Origin of the sequence: Chlorobaculum parvum NCIB 8327, from assembly GCF_000020505.1 — a bacterium.
GTDB classification, from domain to species: Bacteria; Bacteroidota; Chlorobiia; order Chlorobiales; family Chlorobiaceae; genus Chlorobaculum; species Chlorobaculum parvum_A.
Window position 1 is genome coordinate 2068902 of sequence record NC_011027.1, and the last position, 22045, is coordinate 2090946.

A 22045-nucleotide genomic window follows, 5' to 3' on the forward strand; every position below is an offset into this window, starting at 1 on the left:
GTAAAAATCTTAAGACCACACTCATGAACCTCAAGGAAATCCAGCAGCTTATCGAGATTGTCAACGGTTCGTCTCTTGATGAAGTCGTCATCAAGAACGGCGAGTCCGAAATCACGCTGAGACGAAACAACTCGAAAGCCCAGGCTGTATTGCCGACCGCCCCTGCCATGGCGCAACCCGTTCAGGCAGCGCCGTCCGTGCCACAACCTGCAGCCGTGCAGGAACAGCCAGCTCCGGCTTCTGCCGCGCCAGCCGCCGCCGGGGATCTCATTGACATTCACTCTCCGATTGTGGGCACGTTCTACCGTTCGCCTTCCCCGGACGCCGAGGCATTTGTCAATGAAGGCGACAAGGTCAAGGCTGGCGATGTACTGTGCATCATCGAAGCCATGAAGCTCATGAACGAGATCGAGGCAGAGGGTTCCGGAACCATCGCCGAAATTCTCGTTGAAAACGGTCAGCCTGTCGAATACAATCAGGTCCTGTTCCGAATCAAGCCATAACTTTCAACCAGTACTGCACCTTGTTCAAAAAAATACTCATAGCTAACCGTGGAGAGATCGCCTTAAGGGTCATGCACACCTGCCGGGAGATGGGCATTTGCACCGTCGCCGTCTATTCGACCGCCGATGTCGATTCTCTTCATGTCAAGTATGCAGACGAAGCGGTCTGCATCGGCCCGCCCCTTTCGCGTGAAAGCTACCTCAACATCCCGCGCATTATCGCGGCTGCCGAAGTCACCAACGCTGACGCCATTCATCCCGGTTACGGCTTCCTTGCCGAGAACGCCGATTTTTCAGAAGTCTGCCACTCCTCGAATATCAAGTTCATCGGCCCATCGGCTGACATGATCAACCGGATGGGCGACAAGAACACCGCCAAATCGACCATGATCGCCGCCGGCGTGCCGGTGGTGCCCGGTAGCGAAGGCTTGGTCGAGGATGTCGGTCACGCAATCGAAACCGCCAAAAGAATTGGCTACCCGGTCATCATCAAGCCGACTGCCGGTGGCGGCGGCAAGGGTATGAGAGTGGTGCATGAAGAGAGCCAGCTCGAAAAAAACCTCAAGACCGCGCAGAGCGAAGCCGGCATGGCGTTCGGCAACAGCGGCGTCTATATCGAAAAGTTCCTTGAAAATCCTCGTCACATCGAAATTCAGATTCTGGCCGACCAGCACGGCAACGTGCTGCACCTCGGCGAGCGCGACTGCACCGTGCAGCGCCGCCACCAGAAGCTGATCGAGGAGACCCCCTCACCGGTGGTCGATGAAGCCCTGCGCACGAAGATGGGCGAAGCAGCCGTGGCCGCCGCCAAGGCGATCAACTACGAAGGCGCCGGCACCATCGAGTTCCTGCTCGACAAGCACAAGAACTTCTACTTCATGGAGATGAACACCCGCATCCAGGTGGAGCATCCCGTGACCGAGCAGCGCTACGATGTCGATCTGGTCAAGGAGCAGATTCGCATCGCCGCTGGTGGAAGTCTCGAAGGCAAAGTGTTTGAGCCACGCGGCCACTCCATCGAGTGCCGCATCAACGCCGAAGATCCCGAGCACATGTTCAGGCCGTCGCCGGGCGAGGTGCAGGTGTTCCACACTCCGGGCGGGCCGGGCGTCAGAATCGACTCCCACTGCTACGCAAGCTACGTGGTGCCGTCGAACTACGACTCCATGATCGGCAAACTCATCGTCACCGCGCACACCCGCGACGAAGCGATCGCCCGCATGTCGAGAGCGCTCGACGAGTTCATCGTGATGGGCATCAAGACTACCATTCCGTTCCACAAGCAGGTCATGCACGACCCGGTCTTCAGGAGTGGCGAGTTCGACACCAGCTTCCTCGACAGCTTCCGCTACGAAAAGCACTAAGCGCTCTCGACAGAGCGCTCTGGCTCGTAACAGTAAAGCCCTGCGACCTCGATGGTTTGCAGGGCTTTCGTTTTTCCGCCGTTTCAAATCAACAACAAACTGATAAGACACTGACCCTGCTGACCCCTCTTTGTGAAACAGAAGAATGTGCGAAAAAGCTTCTCCGGTCTCAAAAGCTATTGCATTGCTTACAACTGTGACATAAACTAAGACAACATTTGTAGAACCAACGGCACTCACACATTACACTCCTCTCCCTCAAAAGTGATCCCATTTATTGCACGTCCAGCATTATCTCTGAACAATAGTACTTCCGCATCCGAAAGATTACCTGGCACCTCTCAGGGAATAATCGATGTCGTTACAAAGAGCACTTGACAAAAAAGCCACCCAGCCCGTTATAGGCTGGATGGCTTTGTAATCAGGAAATAACGTAAGCTAAAAGCAGCTTTACCAGTTAGTTCTCCTCCTCTGCATCTCCAGTCGAAGCTGACTCAATGACGTCGACCTCTTCAGGTTCGTTGGACTGAAGCCTGATTGAGCGGTATTTGCGCAATCCGGTACCGGCAGGAATAAGCTTACCAACAATAACATTCTCTTTCAGACCGGCGAGATGATCGACCTTGCCAGCCACGGCTGCATCGGTCAGCACCTTGGTGGTCTCCTGGAAAGAGGCTGCAGAGATGACGCTTTCGGTCTGCAAGGCGGCGCTGGTAATACCCAGTAACACCGGATGCGAGGTTGCCTGCAGCGCTGGCTCGATAGTAATGAGCGACTTGCTGTTGCGGCGTAGCTCGCGATTCAGCTTGGTGATGTCGCGCTGCTTGTAAAGCTGCCCCTCCTGGATTCTCGGCGGAGCGTCGCCACGATCAATCACCCTTACCTTTTCTGCCACAGCTTCGTTGGCTTCAATGAAGGTGCCCCTGTCGATCAGGTCACCCGGAAGCAGATTGGTATCACCGGCCTCCTCGACGCGTACCTTCTGCAGCATCTGGCGCACGATCACCTCAAGGTGCTTGTCGTTGATCTCCACACCGGCGTTGATCTGATAAACCTTCTGAATCTCGTTTACCAAGTACTGCTGCACAGCGTTGGGGCCCTGGATTCGCAGAATGTCCTGCGGAGAAACCGCGCCGTCGGTCAGCGGATCACCGGCCTTGACCTCGTCGCCCTCGGTGGCCAGCACGTGCTTACCAACCTGGACGTAGTAGGTCTTCTCTTCACCAAAGTCGTTCTTGACCTTGATCTCCTTGCTGCTGCGGCGCTGCGAGCCGAAGCTCACGTAACCGTCGATTTCGGAAACGATTGCCGGATCGGTCGGGATGCGTGCCTCGAAAAGCTCGGTCACCTTTGGCAGACCGGCGGTGATGTCGCCGCCGACGCGGTCAAGGTTCCTCGGCACCTTGGCAATGGTGTCACCCGGATTCAGCTTCTGGCCATCCTCGACATAGAGGTTGGACTTGATCGGCACCGGATAGGTCTTCTTGATTTCGCCCGACTCGCTCACAATTGCAATACGCGGCTCACGGGTCTCGGATGCACGAAGCTTGGAGCGCCAGTTGATAATGGTGTGCTGGGCAAAGCCGGTCTGCGGGTCGACCTCTTCCTTGTAGGTGACGCCTTTTTCGATGTCGATAAATTTCGCAAAACCGGGCATCTCGGCGAGAATCTGCGTGCTGTTCGGCTCGCTGCTGAATAGCACCTGATCCTTGCGCACCATCTGGCCGTTCTCGACGTTGATGTGCGCGCCGTGAGGCACGACGTAACGCTTCAGCACCTTGCCCGAATCGGGGTCGATGATGTTGAGCTTGCCGTTCTTCTGGATGACGATCTGGCGAGTCTCCTCGATGCCGTCCTCGGTGATGATGGAGTGCTCGACGCTCTTGACATCCTCGAGCTCGACCTGACCTTCGTAGAACGCCTTGGTCTCGGTTTCGGAAATACCGCCCTGCGCCGCACCGCCCTGGTGGAAGGTACGAAGCGTCAGCTGCGTTCCTGGCTCACCGATGGACTGGGCTGCGATCACGCCGACCGCTTCGCCCATCTCCACAAGCTTGTGGACCGACAGGTTGGTGCCGTAGCACTTCGAGCAGATACCAACCTTCGACTCGCAGGTGAGCACGGAACGAATCTCGGCCTCTTCGACGCCGATGTTGTCCTGAATGGCGGCGGCAAGCTCATCGGTGATAATTTCACCAGCCTTGACAACCACCTTGTCGTTAATGACATCGACGATGTCGCGGGCCGCCACGCGCCCCTTGATTTTTTCGCGGAACTTGATCTGCCCGCTGGTCTCCTCCTCGATGTTGCGCTCGACGTGCAGACCGCGCGTGGTGCCGCAGTCGTCGATGGTGACGATCACATCCTGCGCCACGTCGTGCAGACGCCTGGTCAGGTAACCGGCGTCAGCCGTCTTGAGCGAGGTATCGGACAGACCCTTACGGGCACCGTGCGTTGAGATGAAGTACTCGAGCACCGTCAGTCCCTCCTTGAGGTTCGAGATAATCGGGTTCTCGATAATCTCACCCGGCTGGCCGGACATGGACTTCTGCGGGCGAGCGATCAGACCCCTCATACCGGTCAGCTGCCTGACCTGCTCGCGGGAGCCACGAGCACCCGAATCGAGCATCATGTAGAGCGGATTGAAGCCGTCGCGATCATTCTTGAGCTTCTGGTACGACTCGTCAGCGACCAGGTTCGAAGTCTTCTGCCAGACGTCAACGATCTGGTTGTAGCGTTCGTTGTCGGTCAGCGTACCACGGTTGTACTCCTTGACCACCTTGGCGCTGTCGCGCTGGGCGTTCTTGATATGCTTGACCTTGGTCTCCGGCACGATCGCATCGGACAGACCGATGGAAAGGCCGCCCCTCATGGCGTAGCCAAAGCCGACCGCCTTGATGTTGTCGAGGAACTGCGCCGTTTCGACGTTACCGACCTGGCTTGAAAGATGAGCAATCAGCTCTTTTGCCACTTTTTTATTGATCAGCTTGTTGATGAAGCCGATCTTTTCAGGCATGTGCTGGTTGAAGATAACTCTGCCAACCGTGGTGACCAGCACCTTCTTCTGCTCGATCTGGCTCTTCAGCCACGCTCTCCTTTCTGCCTGTTCTTCGGGGACAAGCGTATCGACCAGGCGAACCGGGTCGGAGACCTGGTCGACCTTGCCGTCGTACTTGACGAAAATCTGGGCATGGAGACCTGCGCGCTCCTCGTTGTAGGCGATGATCACCTCTTCCATCGAGTAGAAGAGCTGTCCCTGGCCTACATCTCCGAAACGCGCCTTGGTCAGGTAGTACATACCGAGCACCATGTCCTGCGAAGGAACCGTAACCGGCTTACCGGACTGCGGCAGAATGAGGTTGTGCGACGAGAGCATCAAGAGCGATGCTTCGAGCTGCGCTTCCTGCGAAAGCGGTACGTGCACAGCCATCTGGTCACCGTCGAAGTCAGCGTTGAACGCCGTACAGACGAGCGGGTGAAGCTGGATCGCCTTGCCCTCGATGAGGGTAGGCTGGAAAGCCTGGATACCGAGACGGTGCAGGGTCGGAGCACGGTTCAGCAGCACCGGACGACCGTCGATCACCTTTTCGAGCACATCCCAGACCACCGGGTCTTTCTTGTCGATCAGCTTCTTGGCCGATTTGACCGATTTGGCGATGCCGCGCTCGACGAGACGACGAATAACGAACGGCTGGAACAGCTCGATGGCCATGCTCTTCGGCAAACCGCACTGATGGAGCTGAAGCTCCGGGCCGACCACAATAACCGAACGGCCGGAGTAGTCAACACGCTTACCGAGCAGGTTCTGGCGGAAGCGACCCTGCTTGCCCTTGAGGGCGTCGGAGAGCGACTTGAGCGGACGGTTGGATTCACCGGTTTTGACTGCGTTGGCTTTGCGCGAGTTGTCGAACAAGGCATCAACGGCTTCCTGCAACATGCGCTTTTCGTTGCGGAGGATGACCTCGGGAGCGCGAATGTCGATCAGCTTTTTGAGGCGGTTGTTGCGGATAATGACGCGGCGATACAGATCGTTCAGATCGGACGTGGCGAAACGGCCACCTTCGAGCGGCACGAGCGGACGAAGCTCCGGCGGAATCACCGGCACGACCTCCATCACCATGTACTCGGGCTTGTTACCTTCGTAGATGTACAGCTCAGGAGAATCCTCCTCGGGGAACAGGCCGGTCGATTTCTTGCGGGTACGCTTCTGGGGCTCGTAGCTTTTGCGGAAGGATTCTACAACCTTGAGGCGTTTGAGCGCATCGGCACGCTTCTGCTCCGAGCCGCTCTCCTTGAGCACCTTGCGGAGGTTGACCGCGATCTCGTCGAGGTTCAAGCCTTTCAGCAGCGTGTGGATCGCCTCGCCGCCCATCTTGGCGACGAACTTGGCCGGATCGTTATCTTCGAGGTCCTGGTTGTCTTCGTACTCGGTGATAATCTGGAAGTACTGCTCCTCGGTCAGGCGGTCGAACTTCTTGATGCCCTGCTTCTCGCCGGGCTCACCGGGGTTGATGACCACGTAGACTTCATAATAGATAATGCGCTCGAGCTCCTTGGTCGAAAGATCGAGCAGCGCACCGATCTTGCTCGGCACGGAGCGGAAAAACCAGGTATGCACCACCGGTACGGCCAGCGAAATGTGGCCCATGCGCTCGCGGCGCACGTTTTTGGTGGTGACTTCAACGCCACAACGATCGCAGATGATGCCTTTGTAGCGCACCCTCTTGTATTTGCCGCAGTAGCACTCCCAGTCCTTGGTGGGACCGAAAATCTTTTCGCACATCAGGCCATCACGTTCCGGCTTGAAGGTACGATAGTTGATTGTTTCCGGCTTGAGCACCTCGCCACGCGAATGGGCCAGAATGCTCTCCGGAGAGGCGATGCTGAACTTTATCTTCGAAAAATCACCCTTGATCGGTGATGATCCCTGTGAAAATATCATGGTCGATTTCCTGTTAAAACAACCTTGTAATTATCCTCGTTACTGCTTTTCGGGCCAGTGCAGCTCCGCTCGGGAACTGCGCTGGCGTGTAGTCACACTGCCTCAGGGCACCCTGTCGTCGATCCTGATCTCAAGACCAAGACCCTGCAGCTCCCTGACAAGAACATTGAACGATTCAGGCGTTCCGGGTTCCGGAAGATTCTGTCCCTTGACAATCGCTTCGTAGGTTTTGTTTCTGCCGATCACGTCATCGGACTTGACCGTGAGCATCTCGCGCAGGATGTTGGCCGCGCCGTAGGCTTCAAGCGCCCAGACCTCCATTTCACCGAACCTCTGGCCACCGAACTGCGCTTTACCGCCGAGCGGCTGCTGGGTGATGAGCGAGTATGGGCCGATGGACCTGGCGTGAATCTTGTCGTCAACAAGGTGGCTCAGTTTGAGCATGTAAATGTAGCCGACGGTGACCTCGTCATGGAACTGCTCACCGGTACGGCCGTCGAACAGCTTGACCTTGCCGTGGCCCGGCAGACCGGCCTTTTCGAGATTTTCCTGCACCTCTTTGTAGGTGGCGCCGTTGAAGATCGGGGTCTTGAACTTGACACCGAGCTTCTTGCCGGCCCAGCCGAGCGAGGTTTCGTAAAGCTGACCGATGTTCATACGACTCGGCACACCAAGCGGGTTGAGCACGATGTCGACCGGGGTGCCATCCGCCATGAACGGCATATCCTCGATCGGCAGAATCTTGCCGACCACACCCTTGTTACCGTGACGACCGGCCATCTTGTCACCAACCTGGATTTTTCGCTTCTGGGCTATGTAGACCTTGGCCAGCTCTTCGATACCGGGCGGCAGCTCGTCGCCGACGTTGACCTTGTACTTTTCGTTCTCGCGTTCGTCTTCCAGATCTTTCAGCTTCAGGCGGTATTCGCGGATCAGACGGACGACGTTTTCGTTGGTTTTTGCACCGCTCACAATCCCTTTCGACACATCGATCGATTCGAGGAACGGCAGGCCGTTGAACTTGGCCAGCAGCGCTTCATCGATGACCGTGCCTTCGGGGACGAGCACCTTGCCTTTGTCGCTGGTGATGGCAACGCTCTTCTTGCCGTTGAGGTGCTGCTTCATCCATTTGGCAAAACGGCTGCGCAGGTCGGCCTCTTTCAGATCGAACTGCTTGTCGATCGCCTCCATGCGCTCTTTTACGTCCATGCCGATCTTTTTCTTGCGGCTGAACAGCTTGGTCTTGATGACGATGCCCTTCATGCCGGCCGGCACGTGCATCGATGCATCTTTCACGTCGCTGGACTTGTCGCCGAAGATGGCACGCAGGAGCTTCTCTTCCGGAGTCGGATCGCTCTCGCCTTTCGGGGTGATCTTTCCGACAAGAATGTCGCGCTCCTTGACCTCGGCGCCGATGCGCACGATGCCGTTCTCGTCGAGGTTGCGCAGGGCGTCCTCACTGACGTTGTAGATGTCGCGGGTGAACTGCTCTTCACCACGCTTGGTGTCGCGCACGTTCGACTCGAACTCGTGCACGTGGATCGAGGTGAAGACGTCGTCGTAAACCAGCCTTTCGCTGAGCACGATGGCATCCTCGAAGTTGTAACCGCGCCAGGGCATGAAGGCCACCAGCACGTTTTTACCGAGAGCCAGTTCGCCGTTGTCGGTCGAGGAGCTGTCGGCCAGCACGTCACCGGCGTCGACCCTCTGGCCATTGTGCACCAGCGGGCGCTGCGAGATGCAGGTATCCTGGTTGGAGCGCTTGAACTTGATGAGCTTGTAGACCTTGACGCCTTCGTCTGGGTCAAGCAACGAAACGGTATTGTTTTCCGGATCGAGATCGTAGCGCACTTCGATTCGCTCGGCGGTGACGTTCTGCACCACGCCGGGGCCTTCGGCCACGATCACGGCGCGGGAGTCGCGGGCCACCTTGGCCTCCATGCCGGTGCCGACAACCGGAGCGTCCGAAACGAGCAGCGGCACAGCCTGGCGCTGCATGTTCGCGCCCATGAGCGCACGGTTACCGTCATCATGCTCCAAAAACGGAATGAGCGCCGCAGCCGCGCTGACGATCTGCACCGGCGAGACGTCCATGTAGTTCACATCTTCGGCAAGCACCAGCGGATAGTCACCCTTGGTTCTGGCCTGCACCGACTCGGCAGCAATACGGTTGTTCTCGTCGAGCTCGATGCTGACCGGAACGGTGATTTTGTTCTCCTCATCCTCTGCGGAGAGCATCAGCACCTTGTCGGTCACCAAGCCTTTATCGACCACGCGGTACGGGGTCTGGATGAAGCCCTTGTCGTTGATTTCGGCATAGACTGACAGCGACGAAATCAGACCGATGTTCGGACCTTCAGGGGTCTCGATCGGGCAAAGACGCCCGTAGTGAGTGTAGTGAACGTCGCGAACCTCGAAACCTGCACGCTCGCGGGTCAGGCCACCAGGGCCAAGGGCCGACACGCGCCGTTTGTTGGTCATTTCGGCCAGAGGGTTGGTCTGGTCCATGAACTGCGAAAGCTGGCTGGTAGCAAAGAAGCTCGACACCACGCTCGACACGGTGCGCGCGTTGATGAGATCCGCCGGAGCGATCTTGTCGGTATCACGAGAATTAAGCTTTTCGCGGACGTTTTTGCCCATTCTCGCCAGACCGATTACGAACTGTGCGGCAAGCTGCTCGCCCACCGAACGCACGCGGCGGTTGGCCAGGTGATCGACGTCATCGACCTCAGCCATGCCGTTGACCAGCTTGATGAGGTAGTTGATAACCGCGATGATGTCGTAGTGCGTAAGCACCAGAATATCCTCGCCGATCGGCTCTTCGGAATAGGTGCTGATCGTCTGGAGAATGCGCTCGTAAATAGCGTCGGAGAGCTCCTTCAGTTCAGGGCGCTCTTCGAGGTAGCTCGAAAGCTCCGTCAGCTCGTTATGCAGCTTCTTCTGAATACGGTAACGGCCGACATCGCCGAGATCGTATTTCTTCTGATTGAAGAACGTCCGCTCAAGGAAGCTTCTGGCGGCGTCGATGTCCGGCGCTTCGTTGGAGCGAAGCTCTTCGTAGACGATTTCCAGTGCCTCTTCCTCGGTAGCCGAGCTGTCGTTGAGAATCGTGTTGATGATGACCGACTTGTCCACGCCTTTCTCGGGAGAGGTGGTCTTCATCACCTTGATGGTTTTGTAACCGGCCGCCACGATCTGATCCAGAATATCCTCGGTGATCGCCGAGCGGGCACTGACCACCTCGCCGGTGTTCATGTCGATGATATCGGAAGCCAGATACTGACCGAGAAGCTGTTCGCGTTTCGCGCTTTTGGATGAAACCTCGACCTCTTCGACCAAGTCGAACAGAGCAAGAATATCTTCATCCTTGGCGAAGCCGATCGCGCGAAGCAACGCTGTAACCAGGAAGTTCTTCTTCTGGTCGATGTAGACGAAAATCTGATTGTTGATGTCGGTCTGGAACTCGATCCAGGAACCGCGAGTCGGCACAATTTTGGCCGAGTACATCTTTTTACCGTTCGGGTGCACCGCCTCGCTGAACACCACGCCCGGTGAACGGTGAAGCTGGGCCACGACAACGCGCTCCGCGCCGTTGACGATAAAGGTGCCTCGCTCGGTCATATAGGGAATCCTGCCGAGATAGACCTCCTGCTGGATGGTCTCCTTCCAGTCCGGCTCGTCGGCCTCATCCTTGTAGGAGAGCTTGAGCTTGATCTTGAGCGAAACATCGTAGGTCAGGCCGCGCTCAATGCACTCCTCGACGGTATATTTCGGCTTGTCGAAGCTGTAGGAAATATATTCCAGGAGATACAGCCCCCTGGTATCGGTAATGGGAAAGGCGCTCCTGAGCACTTTTTCAAGCCCCTGATCCTTGCGCTTTGCAAGCGGAACGCTGTCCTGAATGAAATTATGAAACGAATCGAGCTGTACCTTGAGAAGGTCGGGGGGATTTATGATACTCTGGATCTTGGAAAAGTCAATACACGGTGTTGGTGTTGCATCAGCCACTTTCACATGCACCTCGCTTTTAGTCAATTGCAGGGAGTACTTAACAGTTAATGGGCAATTCTCTTTCGGGTCTCGTCGTTCGAAGTCGCAACCAATATGTATTCGCGACATCGATCTGGAGCCCGCTTTGCTCCGTTTTGCGACCGGCGACGTCAACCGGTGCTGCACTCCTTATGTCCCGACAGGCCGGCACATTCAGGCTCCGCACTTCGACAACCGCTCACTCGAATCGCTCACGGCAGTAATCAGTGGTACTCTTTGGTCATTACAGGATTCGTCAATACCTTATCGAAGTGGGTCATCGTTCTGCGGTTTTTAAGCCGCGTAACGGTAAAAAGAAATTTCTTACCACAAACGGACAAAGCTCCGTCCCGGAAACGGCACGGAGCTTGTCAGCTACTTGACCTTGCGAACGATCAGTTCAGCTCGACTTCAGCGCCGGCGTCCTTGAGCTCTTTGGCGATCTTTTCAGCCTCGTCCTTGGAGACAGCCTCTTTGACGGTCTTCGGTGCACCATCAACCATCTCTTTGGCCTCTTTCAGACCAAGACCGGTGATTGCGCGAACAACTTTGATGACGTTGATCTTCTGTGCGCCAGCAGCCTTGAGAACGACGTCGAACTCGGTCTTCTCTTCAGCAGCAGCAGCCTCACCAGCAGGAGCGGCAGCCATGCCACCAGCAACAACGGCCGGAGCAGCGCTCACACCAAATTTCTCCTCAAGTGCTTTCACCAACTCGGAAGCTTCGGTAAGGGTAAGTTTACCAATCTCTTCTACAAGGGTTTCGATAGATGACATTATTTCCTCTCTCAGTTTGAATTGAAAATATTGAAGCTTTGAGTGCGTAATTCGTTTATTTTTCGAGCTTTCCAACCTGGTCGATCACCGACACGAGGTCACGCATTACCGCATTCATCACCATCGGCACCGAAGCGATCATATTGTTGATCAGGCCTGCGGTACGGGCGATGTTATCGGTTTTGCTGAGCATTTCGGAAAGCTGCGGCAGTGCGTCGGCACCGAACACCGTGCCATCGACAGAGGCCATCTTGAACTTCAGCGCTTCGTTGTCTTTGCTGAACTTCTTGATGATCTTTGCCGGAGCGATCGGATCGTCGTAGCTGAACGCAACAGCGGTTGTATTCTTCAGCCCTTCAGCCAGTTTATCGGCACCGGCTGCATCCCTGAGCGCCTTCTTGATCAGGGTGTTCTTAACCACCTTGTACTCAATACCGGCTTTGCGGAATTCAAGGCGGAGCTGACCCATCTTCTGGACATCGAGGCCCTGGAACTCGGTAAAGTAGAAGCCCTGCGACTTCTGGAATTTCTCGGCTATCTGCTGAGCAATCTCTTCTTTTTTATCTCGCTTCATCATAACGTGCACAATCGGTTTGTGTTAGGCCCGCTCGCGTCAGGCAACAAATTTATCTTTTTTGACCTTCACGCCCGGAGACATGGTGCTTGAAATCGTGATGCCCTGAAGGTACTGGCCTTTTGCGGCCGAAGGCTTCAGGCGCACAACCTCTTTGATGAAGCTGCCGATGTTGCCAGCAAGCTTGTCGCTGTCGAACGACACCTTTCCGACGGGAGCGTGGATGTTACCAGCCTTGTCAACCCTGAACTCGATCTTACCAGCCTTGACTTCACTGACCGCCTTGGCCACGTCCATGGTGACCGTACCCGATTTCGGGTTCGGCATCAGGCCGCGGGGGCCGAGGATTCGGGCAACCTTGCCAAGCTGACCCATGACGTCAGGGGTTGCGACAACCACATCGACATCGGTCCAGCCGTTCTGGATTTTCTCGATATAGTCTTCGAATCCGACGAAATCGGCACCAGCCTCACGAGCCTCTTCAGCCTTGTTCTCTTTGCAGACAACGAGGACGGAAACGGTTTTACCGGTACCGTGCGGAAGCATGACCGTGCCGCGAACGACCTGATCGGCATGACGGGGATCGACCCCGAGCTTCATAGCGACGTCGATCGTGGCGTCGAATTTGGTGGTGGTAATTTCCTTGACTTTCTCGATGGCTTCCGCAAGCTCATATTCCTGAGCGCGATCAACCTTCGCAGCAGCATTCTTGTAGTTCTTTCCTGCCATTGATTGTGTTGTGTTAGTGGTTAAATAAGCGGCTTATCAGGCCTCCCACGATAAAAACTTATACCTCAGCCTTCGACAACGATACCCATGCTGCGGGCAGTGCCCATCACCATCTGGGCGGCACCTTCGATATCGACCGAATTGAGGTCAGGCTTCTTCAGCTCAGCGATCTTGCGCACCTGCTCCATGGTAACCGTACCGACCTTGTTGCGGTTCGGCTCACCGGAACCCTTCTGCAGCTTGGCCTCCTTGAGCAGGAGCACAGCGGCGGGCGGAGTCTTGGTAACGAAAGTGAACGACTTGTCGGAAAAGACAGTAATCACCACAGGGATGATCATGCCGGCTTCAGACTGCGTCTTGGCGTTGAACTGCTTGCAGAACTCCATGATATTCACACCCTTCTGACCGAGTGCCGGTCCGACGGGAGGAGCAGGATTCGCACCTCCTGCAGGAATTTGCAACTTGATGAACCCTGTTATCTTTTTTGCCATGTGCTATCTCTCTTTCAACAGCGTGAATTAATACTATGATCTCTGTTATTGCGAAACCGACTTGACCTGGGAGAAATCCAGCTCGGTAGGAGTGCTTCTGCCGAAGAAGTTGATCATCACCTTGACTTTCATCCTCTCGGTGCAAACCTCATGCACAATGCCGGTAAGGGAGCTGAACGGGCCATCGATCACCTTGACCGAGTCGCCGACCTTGAAAGGAGCCTCGACCACTGCGCGGTGCTCGACAGCACTTTCAGGAACAAGGATTTTCTCTACCTCATCAGGACGTAGCGGGGTGGGATTGTCATCAACGCCAAGAAAACCCATGACCGATGGAATATCCATGATCAGGTTTCTGGTCTGCTTGTCAAGAACCGCTTCAAGCAGCACATAGCCGGGAAAAGCGTTCTTGGTCAGGCTTCGTTTCTTGCCGTTCTTAACTTCGACAAAACGCTCGTAGGGAATATAGACCTGCTTGATCTTGTCGACAAGACCATGACGCTCGGCCTCCATCTCGATCCCCTCTTTCACTTTGCGCTCATGGCCGGAATAAATCCTGAGAGCGTACCAGTGGAGTTGCGGGGGATGCTGTTCTTCCATCACCTTTTTTCTGACGCCCATGCTGTGTACCTCGAAATCTCCTTAGTCTTACAATATTTTCCCCATCACGGTACTGATCACCCAGTCAACCGAGAAGGTGAACAAGGCAAGAATGCCTGAAACCGTCAACACAACAACCGTCATATCTTTCACCTCATCGCGGGTCGGCCACGAAACCTTGCGCATTTCGCTGACGACATCACGATAATACTTGCCTGCTTTGTCGATATAATTCTTCATGATTGAGCATCGAGGTAAAGATCGTGAACAGAATTCGAGTCCAGCCTGCCTGCACGTCAGGAGGGACTCGAACCCCCAACCTGCGGTTTTGGAGACCGCTGCTCTACCAATTGAGCTACTGACGTGTAACCGCCCCTGCGGGAGCCGGAGCTGATGATCGGACTTGAACCGATGACCTCTTCCTTACCAAGGAAGTGCTCTACCGACTGAGCTACATCAGCTTGTCATCAACAAAACCAAGTGGGTAGGGGGGATTCGAACCTCCGAAGACATATGTCGACAGATTTACAGTCTGTTGCGTTTGACCGCTTCGCTACCTACCCATATTCTGACACTGCGAGCTGGCGATGGGACTCGAACCCGCAACCTGCTGATTACAAATCAGCTGCTCTACCAATTGAGCTACACCAGCAGCTCACTAAAAATACAGGGCTGGTAATATAATTTCCGGACCATAAAATCCAAAGAAAAAAAACATAATTCTCACTTTTCCGAAAAGAGGAAGCCGGCGGCTTGAAAAGGATGCATTTCTCTTGCCGGTTTCGCTGAAAACGCGGACGCTGCAAGCAAGATCGGCAAACAGGAAAACAAGATACAGGCCTTGCGCTCAGCGTTTTTCCTGAGCGCCGGCAAACAGACCGGCGAGCCACACCACCATTTTTCTGGGCACAAAACGCTGCGTGAAGCGCATCATGCTGTCAAAGCCGGTCGGCAGAATGAGGGTCGAGTTACCGGCAAAACCGCGCCGGACAGCGCGAATAACGACCTCGGGACTGGACACCGGCGTAATGATCCTGCTCCGGTCATGCCCTGCCCGGTTGTAAAACTGGTCGTTGTCGATGAAGCCGGGGCAAATAGCGAAAACGCGAACACCGGTCCCGGTGAGTTCCCCGGCGAGGGCTTCGGTCAGGGTAACCACGAACGACTTTGTTGCCGAGTAACAGGCCATACCGGGCACGCCCTGAAACCCGCCGAGCGAGGCGATGTTGACTACCGCACCCTGGCGGCGCTGGAGCATGGACGGCAAAAACAAACGGGTCAACGTCGCCACAGAGACCATGTTGACCATCGACATCCGGACAAGCTCCTCTTCGGGCATCCGCTCAAAGTTGCCGGTAACCGAAAACCCCGCACAGTTGACCAGCCGGTCAACGGCGATGGCGCGCTCCTCGCAGAAGCGGAACACCTGTTTGGGAGCCCCTGATTCGGAAAGATCCTGAGCGCACACCTGCACATCGACTCCGTGTGCTTGTCGCAACTCCGAGGCAAACGCTTCCAGCTTCTCGCCGGATCGCGCCACCAGCACAAGATGCTCGCCGCTTTTGGCGCGATCTGCCGCGATAGCCTTGCCGATGCCGCTCGAAGCACCAGTGATCAGCGTGTACAACGTCATACCGGATCGACCCACTTGCCGTTCTGGCGAATCAGCTCGATCAGCCGCTCAAGAGCCACGTCCTCGGGCAGATTCTCCTCGACGCACTCCTTACCTACATAAAGGCTGATGCGCCCCTTGCCGGAACCGACATAGCCGAAATCGGCATCGGCCATTTCGCCGGGACCATTGACGATGCAACCCATGATGCCGATTTTGAGCCCTTTGAGGTGCGAAACCCGCTGCTTGATGAGCGCCGTGGTCTTTTCAAGCTCGAAATAGGTTCGACCGCATCCCGGGCATGAAATGAACTCGGTCTTGGACATCCTGATCCTGGCGGCCTGCAGAATGTTGAAGCCGAGCGCAACCTCATCGGTGACGGAGAGCTTGGTGTCAAGCGCCAGAATGTCGCCAATGCCGTCGCAGAACAGCGTGCCGGTCTGGATGGCGCTTTCGATCATCACACCGGAGCGCTCCCCTTCGCGGCGGCGGTAGCGCACCACAAGCGGATAATCGATCTCCGCCTTTTTCAGTTCAAGCGCCAGCTTGCGGACAGCGAAAAGCGGCTCGCGAGAGAGAATAGAGAGCATCACCCGCTGCATCCCTTTGGCTTTCAGCTTGGAAGCAAGACGCACCAGTACCTCGGCGGGCACGTTCTCCGACGCATTTTCATGAATGAAGCAGAACTCGATGGCAGCCTCGTTGTCATGCAGCGAATCGATGAAGCCGGTCGAGAGCGCCTCACCCTCGACAATATCGAGCCGCACCCGCCCGCAGAGCGGCAGCAGACTTTCGACCAGGGCTGTATCGGCAGTGGAAACGACAACCTTTTGACGCAACTCACCAAGTGAATCGAGCACCCTTTCGAGCGGCGGCACATCCTCAATGCTGCCGATAGCGATACCGACATATTCGGAGCGAATCGCATCGTCCGGCTTGTCCGGAGCAAGACGGTCGAGAATCTCCTGCGTCAGCGCATCCGGATCAGAAACCGGTGTTTTGGCCATCGTCTCCACACCGGGCAAGGCGTCGGCGCCGACAGGATTGCCCGCGCCATCGATGCTGCAGGACGGGCGCCGCGAATAGCCGAACGGCTCGAACGGCAGAAGCTCGTGGCCCTGCTTGCGCATTTCATGCTCGACCACATGCTTCACCGAAAGATGCCCCTGGTCACCCTTGACCAGCAGGCGATCGTTATATTTCTTCACGATCGCGAAACCGACCGGGACTTCGTTGACCGGGTCCTCGGTGAGCGAGACGCGAATGGTGTCGCCAAGACCATCCTCAAGCAACGAACCGATACCCATCGCCGACTTGATTCGCCCCTCGTCGCCATCCCCCGCCTCGGTCACGCCGAGATGCAGCGGATAGGCGTAACGCAGCTCCGCATCCGCGCGAGCGACGAGCAAACGGTAGGCCTGAATCATCACCCTGACGTTCGAAGACTTCATCGAAAAGAGAATATCATAATACCCCTCGTCCTCGCTGATGCGCGCAAATTCAAGTGCAGCTTCCACCATACCTTCCGGCGAGTTGCCCAGACGACTCACGATCCGGTCGGAGAGGGAACCGTGGTTGGTGCCGATGCGCATCGACACGCCAAGCGACATCGCCTTTTTGACCAGCGGCGTGAACTCCTCGCGCACCTTGTCGAGCTCGGCCTGATACTGCTCGTCGGTGTAATCCTCGCTCGAAAACTTCGCACCGGTAGCGTAATTGCCCGGATTGATGCGAATATTCTCAACAAACTCCACCGCTTTCATGGCTGCCTTGACCGAAAAATGAATGTCGGCCACCAGTGGCGTATCGATACCGTCGCGCCTGAGCTGATCGCGGATGTTGCGAAGATTTTCGGCATCGCGCTCGGTCGGCACCGTCAGGCGGATGATTTCGCACCCCGCCTCGTACAGACGCCGGCATTGCTCGACCGTAGCCGCAGTGTCCATCGTGTGCGTGTTGGTCATCGACTCCACCCTGATCGGCTGGTGGCCACCAAGAGTGATGCGGCCGAACGGGACCTCTCTGGTAAAGCGGCGGCGATAGCTGTACACCGGCACGGGATAGACGACGGACTGGGCTCCGGCAAGCGTTTCTTCAGTCATGAAAACGTGGCGTTGAAATTGAAAAGAATTGTCATGGAAGGTATGGATTGGGCAGCATAAAAAAAAAGCCGGCGAACCGGCTTAAAAACTATGGAACGGAGTCGTAACGAGGTTCAACAGCGTGCAGCGAAACCTCATCATTCATCCTTGATGGTGAACACGGTCTCGTCGTCTTTGTGAAAATTGTAGCGCTCTCGTGCCACCTTTTCAACACTGTCCGGACTGTAGGCGTGTTTGATAACGGCCTGCTGTTCGACGATCTTCTGCTCTTCTTCGGCAAGACGCTTTTCGAGTTGCCGGTTTTCCACCTCCATGCTGATTCGCTTGATCAAACCATAATCACCGAAAATAAACGACAGAGCGAGCAGGCCCAAGGCCAGTCCGATCAGGAATTTTTTCGGATTTGAAAAGATCCAGTCCCGGATCTCCAAGAAATGGTTCATCATGGTTCGAAACAATTGCCTTGGAGAAAAGGCATATCGTTCATCCAGATATGCCTTTTACTGCAAAGGTTGGGCGGATAGAAAATCTCCGCTGAGGCTCAGACCCGGAAAGCCTTGATACCGGGATAGACGGCCGTGTCGCCGAGCATCTCCTCGATACGGAGCAGCTCGTTGTACTTGGCCATGCGGTCGGAGCGCGACATGCTGCCGGTCTTGATCTGGCCGGCGTTGGTCGCCACGGCGATCTGCGCGATGGTGGTGTCTTCGGTTTCGCCGCTGCGGTGGCTGATGACCGAGGTGTAGCCGTTGCGCTTGGCCAGGTCGATTGCCTGAAGGGTTTCGGTCAGGGTGCCGATCTGGTTCACCTTGATGAGAATGGAGTTGCCGACTCCCTTTTCGATGCCTTCGCCGAGGCGCTTGCTGTTGGTCACGAACAGGTCGTCACCCACGAGCTGCACGCGGTCGCCGATCTTTTCGGTCAGCAATTTCCAGCCTTCCCAGTCATCCTCGGCCATGCCGTCTTCGATGGAGATGATCGGGTAACGGCTCGCCCAGTCTGCCCAGTAGCTTGCCATCTCTTCGGAAGAGAGTTCACGACCGGAGGACTTTTTGAACACATATTTTTTCTTCTCGGTGTCGTAGAACTCCGAGCTGGCCGGATCGAGCGCGATCATGACGTGACCGTCACCGAGGCCGCCCTTGTCGGTCGGCGCGCCAGCCTTGTAACCGGCCAGGCCGATGGCCTCGATCACCAGTTCGATCGCCTGTTCGTTGGACTCCACGTTCGGCGCAAAACCGCCTTCGTCACCAACGGCGGTGCTCAGACCGCGTTTGTGCAGCAGAGCCTTGAGCGAGTGGAACACCTCGGCGCCACAACGCAGAGCGTCGGAGTAGCGCTCGAAGCCGATCGGCATAATCATGAACTCCTGGAAATCGACCGTATTGTCGGCGTGCGCACCACCGTTGAGCACGTTCATCATCGGCACCGGCAGGGTTTTAGCCGTCGTACCGCCAATGTAGCGGTAGAGCGGCAGTGCCGAATACTCGGCTCCAGCTTTAGCACAGGCCAGCGAAACACCGAGGATCGCGTTGGCGCCGAGTACGGATTTGTTCGGCGTGCCGTCCAGCTCGAGGAGCTTGGCGTCGATCTCTTCCTGTTCAGTCACATCCATGCCCTGCAAAGCGCTGTTGATCACGGTGTTGACGTTCTCGACAGCCTTGAGCACGCCCTTGCCGAGAAAAACGCTCTTGTCGTTGTCCCTGAGCTCGACCGCTTCGTGAACGCCGGTCGAAGCACCGCTCGGTACAGCCGCACGGCCAAAAGAGCTTTCGGTATAGACATCGACTTCGACAGTAGGATTGCCTCGCGAGTCCATAATCTGACGAGCGTGGATCTTGGTAATGACTGACATGATACGGTGATTTAGAATTGAATGAAGAACATAGAAGGAAAAGATACGCAATGGTTCCCATTCTTCGGAAACCGGCAGGCTATTTTATCGCCCTCAAGGTCGCATTAATGGTGACAATAACAGCGGATACAATATTTTTTTGATTAAGTTTTTGTTAAGTGCCGCAGGCTGAATTCCCTGCAAAGACCGTCGTGAAGCAGTAATCTCCGGCCACAGCGGACCGCTCCGTTCAACCAAACCAATAAAGGAGTACTGACATGCAAGCTGTTCCAACCGACCAATTGAGGAACATTGTCGTTACCGGCCATTCCGGAACCGGAAAAACCATGCTGTGCGAATCGCTTGCCCTGAGCATGGGGATAATCAACCGGCTCGGCAGCATTGAAGAAGGGACGACCCTGTCAGATTATGCATCCGATGAAATCGAAAGAAAACACAGCCTGAACACCAGCCTCATTCACGGAAACTGGAAAGACAAGAAGATCAATATCATCGACACTCCCGGCCTGCTCGACTTTCACGGGGACGTCAAATCGGCTATGCGCGTGGCCGATACGGTGCTGATCACAGTCAACGCAGCCACGGGCGTTGAGGTAGGCACCGACACCGTCTGGGACTATACGCAGGAGTACTACAAACCGACCGTGTTCGTGCTGACCAAGCTCGATGCCGATCGGGCTGACTTCGACACAACCCTCGAAGCTCTGCGCGACCATTTCGGCCATCTGGTCACGCCGATCCAGTTCCCAGTAGAAGAAGGCCAGAATCACCACATTCTGATTGACGTGCTGCTGATGAAGCAGCTTGAATTCAATCCCGACAAGCCGGGCAGCATGGAAATTTCCGAGATTCCCGACCTCTACCGGAAAAAGGCCGAGGAGCTTCACCAGCAACTGGTCGAGGCAGTCGCCGAAACCGACGAGGAGCTCATGAACCGCTTTTTCGACGTCGGCACCCTGGCTGAAGACGAGCTCCGGGCTGGCATCAAATCGGCGCTCGTGACGCGAACCTTCTTCCCGGTTTTCTGTACCTCCCCGCTTCATCTGATCGGTTCGGAGCGCCTGCTCAACGCCATCGTTAACCTCTGCCCTTCGCCGATCGAGCGCGGCCCGGAACACGCCTACTGTTCGGTGATGAACGACGAAAAGCTGCTCGATCCCGACCCGGAAGGCCCGACGGTCGCATTCATCTTCAAGACCATGTCGGAACCGAGAGTTGGCGAAATCTCCTATGTACGCGTCTATTCCGGCCACATTGAAACCGGACATGAACTGATCGACGCCCAGACCGGGCAGCTCGAAAAGCTCGGACAGGTCTATACCATGCTTGGACAGAAAAAAATCCCGGTCGACAAGCTCCTTGCCGGCGACATCGGCATGGTGGTCAAGCTCAAAAACTCCCACACCAACGACACGTTGGCCGACAAAGGAGTCGATTGCCGCATCAGCCCGATCATCTTCCCCGAACCGGTGCTTTCCACAGCTATCGTTCCGACCACCCAGGGTGATGAGGAAAAGATTTCATCCGGTCTGCACCACCTCCACGAAGAGGATCCGAGCTTTACCATCGAGCACGATACGGAGTTCAACCAGACCATTCTGAAAACCCTCGGAGAAACCCATCTCGACATCATCATCAGCCGTCTGTTCAACAAGTTCAACGTAAAAGTCGAGACCGCCCCCATCCGCATTCCCTATCGCGAAACCATCAGAATCAGCGCCTCGGCGCAGGGCAAATTCAAAAAGCAGTCGGGTGGCCGTGGCCAGTATGGTGATGTGTGGATCAGGATCGAGCCTACGGAACGAGACTCTGGATTCGAGTTCGCCAGCGAAGTGGTTGGCGGCGTAGTGCCAACCCGCTATTTACCGGCTGTCGAAAAGGGAATACGCGAAACGATCACTCATGGACTCCTTGCCGGCTATCCACTGGTCGATCTCAAGGCCGTAGCCTACGATGGTTCGCACCATCCGGTTGACAGCTCGGAGAACGCTTTTAAAATCGCGGCAAGCATGGGCTTCAAAGCCGCCTTTGACAAAGCAAAACCACTGATTCTCGAACCGCTCTGTTCACTCACCGTTCAGACACCTGACCAGTATACCGGTGAAATCGTCGGGGAAATCTCAAGCAAGCGAGGCCGTATTCTCGGCATGGATACCGACTCACGATTCCAGATCATCAAGGCGATGATTCCGCAAGCCTCGCTCTCGGATTTCCATCATGCGCTGACCAGGCTGACCCATAGCCGAGCCCGATACAGCTACACGTTCAGCCATTACGAAGAGGCTCCATCCGATGTAGCAAGCAAGCTCATTGCGGAGAAAAACAACGAAAGCTAAAGGCTTTCTTCTCAAGCGAGTAGACTTAATCAAACTTGTCAAAACAAAAGCGGCTGTACAATCATCGAGTACAGCCGCTTTTGTTTTGTTCTGATATAGCTTAAACGTCTGGCGATCAGATCAGGTTAATTT

General features: G+C 55.8%; 15 protein-coding genes and 4 tRNA genes. 3 read left to right on the plus strand and 16 right to left on the minus strand.

Translation table 11 applies throughout. From position 1 onward, the window contains the following. Positions 1 to 23 precede the first annotated feature (23 nt). Both accB and accC read left to right on the plus strand, forming a co-directional pair. On the plus strand, positions 24 to 503 hold the full coding sequence (accB, locus tag CPAR_RS09530; RefSeq protein ID WP_012503105.1) for an acetyl-CoA carboxylase biotin carboxyl carrier protein: 480 nt from the start codon (positions 24 to 26) through the stop codon (positions 501 to 503). Positions 504 to 523: 20 nt separating this feature from the next. Beyond that, positions 524 to 1867, plus strand: a complete 1344-nt coding sequence (accC, locus tag CPAR_RS09535; protein ID WP_012503106.1) for an acetyl-CoA carboxylase biotin carboxylase subunit — start codon at positions 524 to 526, stop codon at positions 1865 to 1867. A 457-nt stretch (positions 1868 to 2324) separates the two neighbouring features. Here accC and rpoC read toward each other — a convergent pair whose 3' ends face one another. The 16 genes from rpoC to eno all read right to left on the minus strand — a co-directional run bounded on the left by rpoC (position 2325) and on the right by eno (position 19577). Next, positions 2325 to 6809 carry a DNA-directed RNA polymerase subunit beta' gene (gene rpoC / locus CPAR_RS09540; protein WP_012503107.1) on the minus strand — a complete coding sequence of 1495 codons (4485 nt, stop codon included), beginning with the start codon at positions 6807 to 6809 and terminating at the stop codon, positions 2325 to 2327. 102 nt (positions 6810 to 6911) lie between these two features. After that, positions 6912 to 10817: a DNA-directed RNA polymerase subunit beta gene (gene rpoB / locus CPAR_RS09545; RefSeq protein WP_012503108.1), complete on the minus strand. Its 3906-nt coding sequence runs from the start codon at positions 10815 to 10817 to the stop codon at positions 6912 to 6914. Positions 10818 to 11233: 416 nt separating this feature from the next. Next, positions 11234 to 11614 (minus strand): 50S ribosomal protein L7/L12, encoded by a 381-nt coding sequence (rplL, locus tag CPAR_RS09550; protein ID WP_012503109.1) that lies wholly within the window; start codon positions 11612 to 11614, stop codon positions 11234 to 11236. A gap of 55 nt (positions 11615 to 11669) precedes the next feature. Continuing rightward, positions 11670 to 12188 (minus strand): 50S ribosomal protein L10, encoded by a 519-nt coding sequence (rplJ, locus tag CPAR_RS09555; protein ID WP_041466359.1) that lies wholly within the window; start codon positions 12186 to 12188, stop codon positions 11670 to 11672. Between the two features lie 39 nt (positions 12189 to 12227). Next, positions 12228 to 12917, minus strand: coding sequence for a 50S ribosomal protein L1 (gene rplA / locus CPAR_RS09560; protein WP_012503111.1), 690 nt, complete (start codon positions 12915 to 12917; stop codon positions 12228 to 12230). A 65-nt stretch (positions 12918 to 12982) separates the two neighbouring features. Then, positions 12983 to 13408, minus strand: coding sequence for a 50S ribosomal protein L11 (rplK, locus tag CPAR_RS09565; RefSeq protein ID WP_012503112.1), 426 nt, complete (start codon positions 13406 to 13408; stop codon positions 12983 to 12985). A 45-nt stretch (positions 13409 to 13453) separates the two neighbouring features. After that, entirely contained in the window at positions 13454 to 14029 is a 576-nt protein-coding gene (nusG, locus tag CPAR_RS09570; protein WP_012503113.1) for a transcription termination/antitermination protein NusG, read from the minus strand. A 27-nt stretch (positions 14030 to 14056) separates the two neighbouring features. Further along, entirely contained in the window at positions 14057 to 14248 is a 192-nt protein-coding gene (gene secE, locus CPAR_RS09575; protein ID WP_012503114.1) for a preprotein translocase subunit SecE, read from the minus strand. Between the two features lie 52 nt (positions 14249 to 14300). After that, positions 14301 to 14373, minus strand: a tRNA-Trp gene (locus tag CPAR_RS09580). A 23-nt stretch (positions 14374 to 14396) separates the two neighbouring features. Continuing rightward, a tRNA-Thr gene (locus CPAR_RS09585) sits at positions 14397 to 14469 on the minus strand. Positions 14470 to 14489: 20 nt separating this feature from the next. Next, a tRNA-Tyr gene (locus tag CPAR_RS09590) sits at positions 14490 to 14571 on the minus strand. 16 nt (positions 14572 to 14587) lie between these two features. Beyond that, a tRNA-Thr gene (locus CPAR_RS09595) sits at positions 14588 to 14660 on the minus strand. Positions 14661 to 14855: 195 nt separating this feature from the next. After that, on the minus strand, positions 14856 to 15641 hold the full coding sequence (locus tag CPAR_RS09600; protein WP_012503115.1) for an SDR family NAD(P)-dependent oxidoreductase: 786 nt from the start codon (positions 15639 to 15641) through the stop codon (positions 14856 to 14858). Beyond that, positions 15638 to 17722, minus strand: coding sequence for a (E)-4-hydroxy-3-methylbut-2-enyl-diphosphate synthase (ispG, locus tag CPAR_RS09605; RefSeq protein WP_012503116.1), 2085 nt, complete (start codon positions 17720 to 17722; stop codon positions 15638 to 15640). The genes CPAR_RS09600 and ispG overlap by 4 nt, the downstream gene beginning before the upstream one ends. Positions 17723 to 17859: 137 nt before the next feature. Then, positions 17860 to 18168: an FtsB family cell division protein gene (locus CPAR_RS09610; protein ID WP_012503117.1), complete on the minus strand. Its 309-nt coding sequence runs from the start codon at positions 18166 to 18168 to the stop codon at positions 17860 to 17862. 95 nt (positions 18169 to 18263) lie between these two features. Further along, positions 18264 to 19577, minus strand: coding sequence for a phosphopyruvate hydratase (gene eno / locus CPAR_RS09615; protein WP_012503118.1), 1314 nt, complete (start codon positions 19575 to 19577; stop codon positions 18264 to 18266). A 257-nt stretch (positions 19578 to 19834) separates the two neighbouring features. On the opposite strand from eno, the gene fusA reads away from it, so the two are divergent. Then, positions 19835 to 21913, plus strand: a complete 2079-nt coding sequence (gene fusA / locus CPAR_RS09620; RefSeq protein ID WP_012503119.1) for an elongation factor G — start codon at positions 19835 to 19837, stop codon at positions 21911 to 21913. Positions 21914 to 22045 lie beyond the last annotated feature (132 nt).